The organism is Streptomyces sp. NPDC057638, from assembly GCF_042800315.1.
Lineage (GTDB): Bacteria > Actinomycetota > Actinomycetes > Streptomycetales > Streptomycetaceae > Streptomyces.
Window position 1 is genome coordinate 1 of sequence record NZ_JBHVHF010000251.1, and the last position, 12227, is coordinate 12227.

At 69.3% G+C, this 12227-nt stretch carries 9 protein-coding genes; 7 read left to right on the forward strand and 2 right to left on the reverse strand.

The features are described 5' to 3' along the window. Window positions 1-25: 25 nt before the first annotated feature. Window positions 26-1468 carry a CCA tRNA nucleotidyltransferase gene (locus ACFVIM_RS26640; RefSeq protein ID WP_384306149.1) on the reverse strand — a complete coding sequence of 481 codons (1443 nt, stop codon included), beginning with the start codon at window positions 1466-1468 and terminating at the stop codon, window positions 26-28. Window positions 1469-1649: 181 nt separating this feature from the next. On the opposite strand from ACFVIM_RS26640, the gene ACFVIM_RS26645 reads away from it, so the two are divergent. The 7 genes from ACFVIM_RS26645 to trxA all read left to right on the forward strand — a co-directional run bounded on the left by ACFVIM_RS26645 (window position 1650) and on the right by trxA (window position 11376). Beyond that, entirely contained in the window at window positions 1650-4082 is a 2433-nt protein-coding gene (locus ACFVIM_RS26645; protein WP_384306151.1) for a DUF6049 family protein, read from the forward strand. Between the two features lie 45 nt (window positions 4083-4127). Continuing rightward, complete coding sequence (gene murJ, locus ACFVIM_RS26650) at window positions 4128-6449, forward strand: murein biosynthesis integral membrane protein MurJ (RefSeq protein WP_384306153.1); 2322 nt, start codon at window positions 4128-4130, stop codon at window positions 6447-6449. A 117-nt stretch (window positions 6450-6566) separates the two neighbouring features. After that, window positions 6567-8273, forward strand: coding sequence for a protein kinase family protein (locus ACFVIM_RS26655; protein ID WP_384306156.1), 1707 nt, complete (start codon window positions 6567-6569; stop codon window positions 8271-8273). A gap of 24 nt (window positions 8274-8297) precedes the next feature. Next, a complete protein-coding gene (gene sigM / locus ACFVIM_RS26660; protein WP_384306158.1) occupies window positions 8298-9008 on the forward strand; it encodes an RNA polymerase sigma factor SigM in 711 nt (236 codons plus the stop codon). Next, window positions 9005-9895 carry an anti-sigma factor family protein gene (locus tag ACFVIM_RS26665; RefSeq protein ID WP_384306161.1) on the forward strand — a complete coding sequence of 297 codons (891 nt, stop codon included), beginning with the start codon at window positions 9005-9007 and terminating at the stop codon, window positions 9893-9895. Before sigM ends, ACFVIM_RS26665 begins: the two co-directional genes overlap by 4 nt. A 125-nt stretch (window positions 9896-10020) precedes the next feature. Then, on the forward strand, window positions 10021-10995 hold the full coding sequence (gene trxB / locus ACFVIM_RS26670) for a thioredoxin-disulfide reductase (protein ID WP_384306163.1): 975 nt from the start codon (window positions 10021-10023) through the stop codon (window positions 10993-10995). A 51-nt stretch (window positions 10996-11046) separates the two neighbouring features. Then, a complete protein-coding gene (gene trxA / locus ACFVIM_RS26675) occupies window positions 11047-11376 on the forward strand; it encodes a thioredoxin (RefSeq protein WP_384306165.1) in 330 nt (109 codons plus the stop codon). 86 nt (window positions 11377-11462) lie between these two features. Here trxA and ACFVIM_RS26680 read toward each other — a convergent pair whose 3' ends face one another. Continuing rightward, the gene (locus ACFVIM_RS26680; protein ID WP_384306168.1) at window positions 11463-12074 is read right to left on the reverse strand and encodes a GNAT family N-acetyltransferase; all 612 of its coding nucleotides are present in this window, start codon (window positions 12072-12074) and stop codon (window positions 11463-11465) included. Between the last annotated feature and the right edge of the window lie 153 nt (window positions 12075-12227).

Consider the following 12227-nt stretch of genomic DNA (forward strand, 5'->3'; position numbering starts at 1 on the left):
GGCCCCGACCTTCTCCCCTGGGGGATTACTCCTGCGTCTCCCACCACTTCCTGAGGGCGGCGACGGCCTCGTCATGCTCCATCGGACCGTTCTCCAGCCGCAGCTCCAGAAGGAAGGCGTAAGCCTTACCGACCAGCGGACCCGGTGCGATCCCGAGGATCTCCTGGATCTGATTGCCATCGAGGTCGGGCCTGATCGCGTCCAGCTCCTCCCGCTCCTGGAGCTGGGCGATCCTCTCCTCCAGACCGTCATAGGCCCGGGAGAGGGCACCCGCCTTGCGCTTGTTGCGGGTGGTGCAGTCGGAGCGGGTCAGCTTATGGAGCCGGGTCAGCAGCGGACCGGCGTCACGTACATACCGTCGTACCGCCGAGTCGGTCCAGTCACCGGTCCCATAGCCATGGAAGCGCAGATGGAGCTCCACCAGCCGGGAGACATCCTTGACCAGCTCGTTGGAGTACTTGAGCGCGGTCATCCGCTTCTTCGTCATCTTCGCGCCCACCACCTCGTGGTGGTGGAAGGAAACCCGGCCATCGCTCTCGAAGCGGCGGGTTCTGGGCTTGCCGATGTCATGGAGGAGTGCGGCCAGACGCAGCACCAGGTCGGGCCCGTCCTCCTCCAGGTCGATGGCCTGCTCCAGGACGGTCAGGGAGTGCTCATAGACATCCTTGTGCCGGTGGTGCTCGTCGTTCTCCAGCTTCAGCGCGGGCAGCTCGGGCAGAACGCGCTGGGCCAGCCCCGATTCGACCAACAGCGCCAGGCCCTTGCGCGGCCCGGCGGAGAGCAGCAGCTTGTTCAGCTCGTCACGGACCCGCTCGGCGGAGACGATCCCCACCCGGTCGGCCATGTCCTTCATCGCCGCGACCACCTCGGGGGCGACATCGAAGTCCAGCTGAGCGGCGAAGCGCGCGGCCCTCATCATGCGCAGGGGGTCGTCCGAGAACGACTCCTCGGGTGTGCCGGGCGTCCGCAGCACACGGGAAGCGAGGTCCTCCAACCCCTGGTGGGGGTCGATGAACTCCTTCTCCGGCAGGGCGACGGCCATCGCGTTCACCGTGAAGTCACGGCGGACGAGATCCTCCTCGATCGAGTCGCCGTAGGAGACCTCCGGCTTACGGGAGGTGCGGTCGTAGGCCTCGGACCGATAGGTGGTGATCTCGATCTGGTAGCCGCTCTTCTGGGCCCCCACCGTGCCGAACGCGATCCCGACATCCCATACCGCATCCGCCCAAGGGCGGACGATCTTCAGTACGTCCTCGGGCCGGGCGTCCGTAGTGAAGTCGAGATCGTTGCCGAGCCTGCCGAGCAGCGCGTCCCGGACCGAGCCGCCGACCAGGGCCAGACGGAACCCGGCGCCCTGGAAACGAGTGGCAAGATCGTCGGCTACCGGCGCTACGCGCAGTAGCTCCGCCACCGCGCGGCGTTGCACCTGGCTGAGTGCGGTCGAGGTGTCTTCATTGGCGTTCGGCACAACAGAAGAGGGTACGTGCCCCCGGCCGCACTGGCGTCCTTGTCACCGATGGGGTGCCCCAGCCGTTCACGATCTTGTTGGGCAGACCGCGACACGGGAACACAGCGCACCTCGTTACCATGCGTGGACGCAGTGAGCGACAGCGACCAACCGCAACAGACGACGAGGGACGGACGTGCGCGTGGCCGAGGCGGCAGATTTCCAGGGGACAGCACTTTCTCCTGCCCGCCGGTGGCTACGCCGAACAGCCGTTCTGCTCGCCCTCGCGCCGCTGACCACCGGACTACTGGGCGGCCCCGCCGCCGCGCCCGCCCAGGCCGCGCCCCCGTCAGCGCCGCAGGCCGCGCCCCCGGCCGCCGCCTCGGGCTCACGGACCATCGATGTGTCTCTCGACACGTTCGCCCCCGCCGCACCTGGCAAGGGCGACACCCTCACCATCACCGGGACCGTACTCAACAAGGGCAAGCAGTCGGTCACCGACGCGGAGCTGGAGCTGAGGGTGGGCCCCGCGCTCAGCGGCAGGAGCTCCATCGACCGGGCCTCCGAGCGGACCGGCTTCCACGAGGGCGCCGACGGCACCCCCGTCGATGACTCCTTCGATGTGAAGCTGCCCAAGCTGGTCTCCGGCATCAGCCAGGACTTCTCCCTCTCGGTCCCGGTGGACGAGCTGGACCTCGGGGACGACGGTGTCTACCAGCTCGGTGTGGCCGTGGCGGGACAGACGCCGGACGAGCCGTTCCGCCAGGTCCTGGGCATCGAGCGGACCTTCCTGCCCTGGCAGCCCGATGAGCGGGAGAAGAAGACCCAGCTCACCTATGTCTGGCCGCTGATCTCCACCACCCATCTGACATCGGAGACGGGCTCGGACGAACAGCAGACCCCGGTCTTCGAGGACGAGTCCCTGGCCCAGGAGCTGGCCCCGGAGGGGCGGCTCGGCCAGATGGTCGCGCTCGGCAAGGACCTCCCGGTGACCTGGGTCATCGACCCTGATCTACTGGCCACCGTCGACGCGATGACCGGAAACTACCGGGTCAAGAGCGGTTCGGGCACCGTCGCGGGCCGTCACCAGGCCGTGGCCAAGCAGTGGATCGCCTCCGTCCAGCAGGCGGTCGAGGGGGACAAGGTGGTGGCCCTGCCCTTCGCCGACCCCGATCTCGCCTCGCTGGCCCACCGGGGCCGCAAGGTCTCGGGTTCCCTGCTCCATCTCCAGCAGGCCACCCAGGTCGCGTCGGTGACCGTGGAGACGGTCCTGCACCAGAAGCCGTCCACCGACTTCGCCTGGCCCGTGGACGGCGCTATCGACTCCTCCATCGTCCATGTCGCCACCTCGGCCGGGGCCGACAAGGTCATCACGCGCAGCGACAGCCTCCGGGACAGCCTGGACTACACCGCCACGGCCGCCCGCCCCATCGGCGGTGGCACCACGGCCGTGGTCGCCGACGCCCGTCTCTCCAAGGCGTTCCAGGGCGACATGCTGGACAGTGAGCGCTCGACCCTCGCCGTTCAGGAGTTCCTCGCCCAGTCGCTGGCGGTGACCCTCCAGGCGCCCGAGAACCAGCGCAGCGTCGTGGTGGCCCCCCAGCGGATGCCCTCGGTCTCCCAGGCGCAGTCCATGGCCCGCGCCATGACCGCCTTGACCGAACAGCGCTGGGCGGAGCCGGTGGACCTGATCGCCGCCGCGGGCGCCAAGCCCGACCCCGACAGCAATCGGCAGGTCCCGGCCTCCTCGCGCTACCCCGCCCAGCTGCGCAAGCAGGAACTGTCGGTCCGGGCCTTCCAGGACATCCGGACCACTCAGAGCGCCCTGGACAAGTTCAAGGTCATCCTCACCGCTCCCGACCGGGTCGAGACGCCCTTCGGCCGCGCCATCGACCGGGAGATGTCCACCTCCTGGCGGGGCAACCCGACCGCCGCCCACGCCTACCGCGCCGATGTCCGGGGGAACCTCCAGAAGCTCACCGAGGAGGTCCAGCTCATCGACAAGTCGCAGGTGACCCTCTCGGGCCGGAGCGCGACCATCCCGGTCACCGTCTCGAACCGGCTGGTGCAGGAGGTCGACAACCTCGTCCTGCGGCTGAGCTCCGACAACCAGGCCCGGCTGAGCCTGGACGACAAGGGCGTCGCCGAGCGTCCGATCACCGTCCAGGGTGGCCACAGCCAGTCGGTGAAGTTCAACGCCCTCGCCAACGCCAACGGCCAGGTACGGATGACGGCTCAGCTCTACACCGAGGACGGCAAGGCCTACGGCGAGAAGATGCAGTTCACGGTGAAGGTCTCCGAAATCACCCCCACCGTGATGCTGGTGATCGCCGGGGGTGTGCTGCTGCTGGTCCTCGCGGGTGTGCGGATGTACACCCAGCGCAAGCGCGCCGCGGCCAAAGAGCCCACGGAACAGACGGAACAGGTGGAGCCCACCGCTTCGACCGACACCCCCGCCGGTGAGTCCGCCGACACCCCCGCCGTCGCGGACGGCGCCCCCGGGGAGCCCAGCGCCCCGGCCGCCCCGGACGGAGGCGTCAACGGTTCCGTTCCCGGGCACCCGAGTGACCCGGGGCCGGACACCGGACCGGAAAGCGGCAACCCGTCGGGCACGGGTGAGAAAGTGGACCGTTGAGCGATGTCGTGGCCGGCCGGCCCGGGACGATGAGGTGGGGTAGCAATGAACGCGCCGTACGACGGTGACCGCGGTCAGGGCGCGGGTGTGGACCCGGCGGACCAGGTCCCGCCGCACCCCCATGACCCGGCGGCATCTGACCCGTACGCCCAGGGCGGCTACGGCCGGCACCCACAGGCCCCGCCGCCGCACACCCCGTACCCACAGGCCCCGCCGCCGCACACCCCGTACCCACAGGCCCAGCCGCAGCACCCGCACGCACCCCAGCCCGGCCCCGATCCCTACGCCCAGGACCCCTATGTGCAGGGTGCCTACGCGCAGGATCCGTACCGGGCCCAGGACCTCTCCGCCCAGGACCCGGTGACCGAGGCGCTCTACGACCGCGCCGCGCACCCGCCGCCCCCTCCGGGCACCTACCAGGACCCGCAGGCGCTCTACCAGCGGCCGCCCGCGCCGCCGCACGCGCCCGACCCCCGGGTGTGGGCCCAGACCCCGCCGCCGGAGCCGTCGGGCCCCTCCCGCCACCTTCCGTACGGTGACGATGCCCAGACCACCCAGTACACCGGGGTCGACGATCTGGTCACCCACGCCGCCGACGACGAGGAACGACAGCCCGACGCCTTCGCCCACCTCTTCCGGGACCAGCAGGGCTCCGGCGCCCGGACGGTACCCGCTCCGACGCCCGAACCCGCCCCCGCTCCCCCGCCGGCGCCGCGGAAGAACGCCGGAGGGCGCGCCTCCAGCCTGCTGAAGTCCAGCGCCATCATGGCGGCGGGCACGATCGTCTCCCGGCTCACCGGTTTCCTGCGCACCCTGGTGATGGCCGCGGCCATCGGCGTCGGCACGCTCAACGACACCTACCAGGTCGCCAACGTCCTGCCGACGATGATCTACGTCCTGGTCGGCGGTGGCGCCCTCAACGCCGTCTTCATCCCCCAGCTCGTCCGGGCGATGAAAGACGACGAGGACGGCGGGGAGGCCTACGCCAACCGTCTGCTGACCCTGGTCGTGGTGGTGCTCGCGGGTGTCACCACGGTCTGTGTGCTCGCCGCTCCGCTGCTGATCCGGATGATGTCGCAGGAGATCGCCTCCGATCCGCAGAAGATGGAGGTGGCGGTCGCCTTCGCGATGTACTGCCTGCCGACCATGTTCTTCATGGGCGTGCACGTCGTGCTCGGCCAGATCCTCAACGCGCGCGGGCGCTTCGGCGCGATGATGTGGACCCCGGTCCTCAACAACATCGTGATCATCGCGACCTTCGGCGCCTTCATCTGGGCCTTCGGCAGCTTCACCGAGTCCGGCGTGAGCAACGCCACGATCACCCCCGAGGGTGTGCGGCTGCTGGGCCTGGGCACCCTGCTCGGACTCACCGTCCAGGCGCTGGCGATGATCCCGTATCTGCGCGAGGCGGGCTTCCGTCCGAGGCTCCGCTTCGACTGGAAGGGCCAGGGCCTGGGCAAGGCCCTCGGACTCGCCAAGTGGACCTTCTTCTTCGTCCTCGCCAACCAGCTCGGGATGATCGTCGTCACTCAGCTCGCCACCTGGGCCGGTGCCCAGGCCGAGGAGCAGGACGTCACCGGCGTCGGTATCACCGCCTACAACTACGCGCTGCTGCTCTGGCAGATGCCGCAGGCCATCATCACGGTCTCGGTGATGACCGCCGTCCTGCCCCGGATCTCCCGCTCCGCCCATGACGGCGACGCCGCCGCCGTCCGTGACGACATCTCCTACGGACTGCGCACCTCAGCCGTCGCGATCGTCCCCTGTGCCTTCGCCTTCCTCGCCCTCGGTATCCCGATGGCCACGCTGCTGTACGCGGGATCCGGCGCCGAAGGCGCCCGGGGTATCGGTCTGATCCTGATGGCGTTCGGCCTCGGTCTCATCCCGTACTCGGTCCAGTACGTGGTGCTGCGGGGCTTCTACGCGTACGAGGACACCCGGACGCCCTTCTACAACACCGTCATCGTGGCCCTGGTGAACGCCGCCGCCTCCACCATCAGCTTCCTGGTGCTCCCGGCACGCTGGGCCGTGGTCGGGATGGCCGCCTCGTACGGTCTCGCCTATCTGGTCGGTGTCGGCGTCGCCTGGCGCAGGCTGAACCAGCGGCTCGGCGGCGACATGGACGGCCCGCACGTGCTGCGCACCTACGCCCGGCTCTCCATGGCCTCACTGCCCGCCGCGATCGTCGGCGGCGGGATCGCGTACGGCATCACCTCGCTTCTCGGCAGCGGCGCCATGGGCTCCCTGACCGCGCTCGTCGGTGGGGGGATCGCACTGCTCGCCGTCTTCTTCCTCGCGGCCAAGCGCATGCGGATCGAGGAGCTGAACTCCATGGTCGGGATGGTTCGCGGGCGCCTCGGCCGGTAGCGGGCGCCCGCCCGCACAACCATCCCCGGCCGTCGCGTGTCGTGCAGAGCGACGGACTGTGGGCACAATTGGCATGGCTGTTGGATATCCGCGACGGATGGGGAGGCAGGAACGACGGTGGCGGAACGTAGCACGGCCGCCGTCGACGTGGCCGACAACAGCGGAGACAAGCCGCTGACCGCGCAGGCGGAGAAGGCCACGACCGACGGTGCGGCTCCCTCACAGGACCCGGCGGAGAAGGCCACGCCGGACACAGGCGGTGAGCGCAAGGCCAGCGAGCCCGCCATCGCCACACCAGAGCTGCACAGCGGCCATAAGCTCGCCAGACGCTACCGGCTGGAGGAGTGCGTCACCCGACTGGACGGTTTCAGCAGCTGGCGAGCGGTCGACGAGAAGCTCCGCCGGGCCGTCGGGGTGCATATCCTGCCCGCCGACCATCCCCGGGCCCGGTCCGTCCTCGCCGCCGCCCGCTCCGCCGCCCTCCTCGGAGACCCTCGTTTCGTCCTGGTCCTCGACGCCGTCGAGGAGAACGACCTCGTCTATGTCGTCCATGAGTGGCTGCCCGACGCGACCGAGCTGACCACCCTGCTCTCCCTGGGCCCGATGGAGCCCTATGAGGCGTTCCAGCTGGTGGACCAGCTCACGCTGGCCATGGCCGCCGCCCACCGTGAGGGCCTGTCCCATCTGAGGCTCACACCCGGCGCCGTGCTGCGGACCTCCACCGGCCAGTACCGCATCCGTGGGCTGGCGGTGAACGCCGCGCTGCGGGGGATCACCACCGACCGGCCCCAGCGGGCGGACACCGAGGCGATCGGCGCCCTGCTCTACGCCGCTCTGACCCATCGCTGGCCGTACGAGAACGACGCGTACGGCCTCTCGGGGCTGCCCAAGGGCGTCGGGCTCCTCCCGCCCGACCAGGTCCGCGCCGGGGTCCACCGGGGCCTCTCGGAGCTGGCGATGCGGGCACTGGTCAACGAGGGCGCCACCGCCTCCCGCCAGGAGCCCCCCTGCACCACCCCGGACGAGCTGGCGAAGGCCATCGCGGCGATGCCGCGTATCCGCCCGCCGGAGCCCGCCTTCACCGCCCCGCCCGAGTACCAGCAGACCGCTTATCAGCAGGGCGTCTACGGTCATCCCGGCGCGCGGCCCGGCACTCTGTCCCCGCCCTCGGTGCTGCCACCCCCGCCGGCGCCGCTCGAAAGCCCCACCGGCAGGGTCCTCAAGTGGGGGGTGTCCGCCCTGCTGATCGCGGCGGTCGGCCTGGGCAGCTGGCAGATCACCGAGAAGCTGGTCGGGGGCGGCAGGGACCGGTCGGGCGAACAGTCACAGACCGACAAGAAGAACACCGAGAACACTCCGCCGAGCGCCACTCATCTGCCGGTCGCCATCGCCGATGTGCTCGACTTCGACCCGCCGCCCAAGGGCGACTACGAGGAGTCACCGAGAACCATAGGGAACGCCCACGATGGCGACCCCAGCACCTTCTGGACGCCCAACTGGTACGGGAGTGCCAAGTTCGGCAACCTCAAGGACGGCATCGGTGCGGTGGTCGACCTTGGCTCGGTCCAGCAGGTTTCCTCCGTCGCCGTCTCCTTCAGCGGACGTACGGGGGTGGAACTGCGCGTCGCCCCGGAGAACGCGGAGGCGGTGCCGGAGACCCAGAAGGGCTTCAGGACCGTTGCCTCGGCCACGGGTACCAATGTGGCCCTCAAGCCCAACGTCCCGGTCCGGGCACGGTACGTTCTGGTCTGGCTGACCAAGCTTCCGCCGATCTCGGGCGGCAGATTCCAGACGGGGATCTCGGAGATCAAGGTCACCGGCTGAGCGGACAGGGGAGGGGGCGCACCGTTGGACGACGCGATACTCGGCGTCACCAGCGACCAGGATCTACTGGCGCACCATGTCGCCGGGGACCCGGACGCCTTCGGTGAACTCGTACGGCGGCACCGGGACCGGCTCTGGGCCGTCGCCCTGCGCACCCTGGGGGACCGGGAAGAGGCCGCGGACGCCGTTCAGGACGCCCTCATGTCGGCCTTCCGCGCCGCCCACACCTTCCGTGGCCAGTCCGCCGTCACTACCTGGCTCCATCGCATCACGGTGAACGCCTGCCTGGACCGGGCCCGTAAGGCGGCCTCCCGTAAAACGGCGCCCGTCGATGACACCGAGCGGCTGGAACAGCTTCTCGAACCTCATGAGTCGGCTGCGGCCCCCGCCGAGCGTCAGGATGTCCACCGTCAGCTTCTGGCGGCGCTCGCCAAACTCCCCGTGGACCAGCGGGCCGCGCTGGTGCTGGTCGATATGCAGGGGTACCCGGTCGCGGAGGCGGCCGAGGTCCTCAATGTGCCCACCGGTACCGTCAAGAGCCGCTGCGCCCGGGGGCGGGCCCGGTTGCTGCCCTTGCTCTCCCATCTCCGGGAGTCCCCTCCCACCACGGGAAGGGAGAACAGCGGCGCACAGAGGAACCGGACGCGACGGGATTCCGTCCCACCACCGTCCGCAGAGCCAGACGCAGGGCCGACCGACCCTGCCGCAGTGAAGGGCGGAGGTGGGCGCGCATGACATCCACGGCGGATATGACTCAGCATCCGGACGTCTCCGAGATCTCCGATCTCTTGGAGGGCCTGCTCTCCACCGAGGACAGCTCTGCCCTCCGGGAGCATCTGGACGACTGCGCTCTGTGCACCGAGGTCTATGACTCCCTGGAGCAGGTACGCGAGCTCTTGGGCACTGTTGCCGATGCCGGGCCCATGCCCACCGATATCGCCGACCGGCTGGACGCGGCCCTCACCGCCGAAAGGGAGAACGGTCCCTCGCTTCCGCAGCGGGGGAGCGATGTTTCACGTGAAACATCGCCTCCTCATCCCGGGAAGCCCGCGGGCATCGACCGCCCCCGGGGACAGGCCCGAGGGACCAGCGGACCCGGCCGGAAGGACTCTGCCCGCGCTGGTCGGGGGCGGCGGCGAGCGCTGATCCTTGGGTCTCTGCTCACGGTGGTGGTCCTGGGGGCGAGTGTCCCCCTGGTCCAGACACTCCTCTCATCGGAGTCCGCGCCACCGAGCGCCACAGAGGCCCCGACCCGGCAGAGCGGCCCGGAATTCCGCAAGGGTGCCCTGGAGGGCCAGGTTCGCTCACTCACGGGCGGCCACACCAGGGCGCTGGGCGGTGGGGGCGGTCAGCGCTCGTCCGCCCCGGATGACGGTGGCACTCCCCGGCTGCTGCGGCACTCCGATGCCCCGCCTTCCTGTGTGCAGCAGGCCACGGGACGATCAGGCACGCCGCTGGGCTTTGAAAAGGGCCGGTACGAGAGTGAGGCGGCCTACCTCCTCGTGTTCCCCGATGCCTCAACGCCTCAGAGAGTGACCGCCTATGTGGTCGCGGCGGACTGTGAGAGCTCGGGCGAACCGTCTGGTGAGCTTCGGTTGACCGAGACCTACGAACTCCGCTGACCGCCTCCCTGCGCTGCGCCGCGCTCCCGGGAATGCGCGCCCCTTAGTATCCGTTGGGTGGGGTGAGAGGCATTACCCCGGCCCCGCAGGCAACAGCCTAGTCAGCAGAGACGAGGAAGAAACCCGTGAGCGACGTTCGTAACGTGATCATCATCGGCTCCGGGCCGGCCGGCTACACGGCGGCGCTCTACACAGCGCGCGCTTCGTTGCAGCCGCTGGTGTTCGAGGGAGCCGTCACAGCTGGTGGCGCGCTGATGAACACGACCGATGTGGAGAACTTCCCCGGGTTCCGCGACGGCATCATGGGCCCGGACCTTATGGACAACATGCGCGCGCAGGCGGAGCGCTTCGGCGCCGAGCTCGTGGCGGATGACATCGTCTCCGTCGACCTCAGCGGTGACATCAAGACCGTCACCGACACCGTCGGAACGGTCCACCGGGCGAAGGCTGTGATCGTCGCGACCGGTTCGCAGCACCGGAAGCTGGGCCTTCCTCGCGAGGACGCCCTCTCCGGTCGTGGTGTCTCCTGGTGCGCCACCTGCGATGGCTTCTTCTTCAAGGACCAGGACATCGCGGTGATCGGGGGCGGTGACACGGCGATGGAGGAGGCCACCTTCCTCTCCCGGTTCGCCAAGTCCGTCACCATCGTCCACCGCCGGGACAGCCTGCGCGCCTCGAAGGCGATGCAGGAGCGCGCCTTCGCCGACCCGAAGATCTCCTTCGCCTGGGACAGCGAGGTCGCCGAGATCCACGGAGACCAGAAGCTCACAGGGCTGACCCTGCGGAACACCAAGTCGGGTGAGACCTCCGAGCTCGCGGTCACCGGCCTGTTCATCGCCGTGGGCCATGACCCCAGGACCGAGCTCTTCAAGGGACAGCTCGACCTCGATGACGAGGGCTATCTCAAGGTGGCAGCTCCCTCCACCCGTACCAACCTCCCCGGAGTCTTCGCGGCGGGCGACGTGGTCGACCACACCTACCGCCAGGCGATCACCGCGGCCGGGACCGGCTGCTCCTCCGCCCTGGACGCCGAGCGTTACCTCGCCGCTCTCGCCGACGCCGCCGAGACGCCCGAGCCGGAGAAGGTCGTCGCGGCCTGACCTCCGTCGTCGTTTCCCTTTCATCCCCCACAAGCAGTGAAGGAGGCCGCCGTGGCCGGCGCGCTGAAGAACGTTACCGATGCCGATTTCGATGAGGTCGTCCTCAAGAGCGACAAGCCCGTTCTGGTGGACTTCTGGGCCGCCTGGTGCGGTCCGTGCCGTCAGATCGCCCCGTCGCTGGAGGCCATCGCGGCCGAGCACGGCGAGAAGATCGAGATCGTGAAGCTCAACATCGACGAGAACCCCGCCACCGCCGCCAAGTACGGCGTCATGTCGATCCCGACGCTGAACGTGTACCAGAACGGCGAGGTCGCCAAGACCATCGTCGGTGCCAAGCCCAAGGCCGCCATCGAGCGCGACCTGGAGAACTTCCTCGCCTAAGAGCGGCGATGTTTCACGTGAAACATCGAGGGGCTCACTCCACCACAGGAGTGAGCCCCTCGGCCGTCTCCGCCTGCCCCCCACGGTCAGAGCGGCCGAAGGATGGGCTCCTTGCGCCCGAGCAATCGATCCAGCGCCAACTCGACATCCTCCTTCCAGGAGAACGTGGTTCTCAGCTCCAGCCGTAGCCGGGGATAGTGCGGATGTGGGCGGACGGTCTTGAAGCCCACGGCCAGCAGATGACCGGCGGGAAGAACACAGACGGGCTCGGTGCGGCGGACGCTGCCGAACGCCTCGATCGCCCGAAAGCCCCGGCGCAGTACGTCCTTCGCCATGGTCTGCACCATCACTCTGCCCAACCCCTGGCCCTGGTGGGCCGGGTCGATCCACGCCGTCATCAACTGGACGGCGTCGGCCGAGACAGGGCTGGTAGGGAAGGCAGAGGCGCGGGGCACATACGCGGGAGGCGCGTAGAGCACAAACCCGACCGGTGCCTCATCGACATAGACCACCCGGCCGCAGGACCCCCACTCCAGGAGGACGGCGGATATCCAGGCCTCCTTCTCCAGCTCCGCACTGCCCGCGTGGATCGCCGCCTCCCCACGGACGGGGTCAAGCTCCCAGAAGACACACCGTCGGCAGCGTTCTGGAAGATCGGAGAGATTGTCCAGCGTGAGCGGTATCAGCCGACGCCCCATGAAAGCCGATCCTCGCCTTCTCGCCGGGGGCTTCCGTTCCGGGGTGTGCTCCCTCGGTCAGCGTGGGGACACCCCGTATCGCATCGTAGCGAGCCCGCTCCCCAGCGGGGACTGCCCAGAACAGAGGGCGGGCCGCACCGGTAGGGATACCGG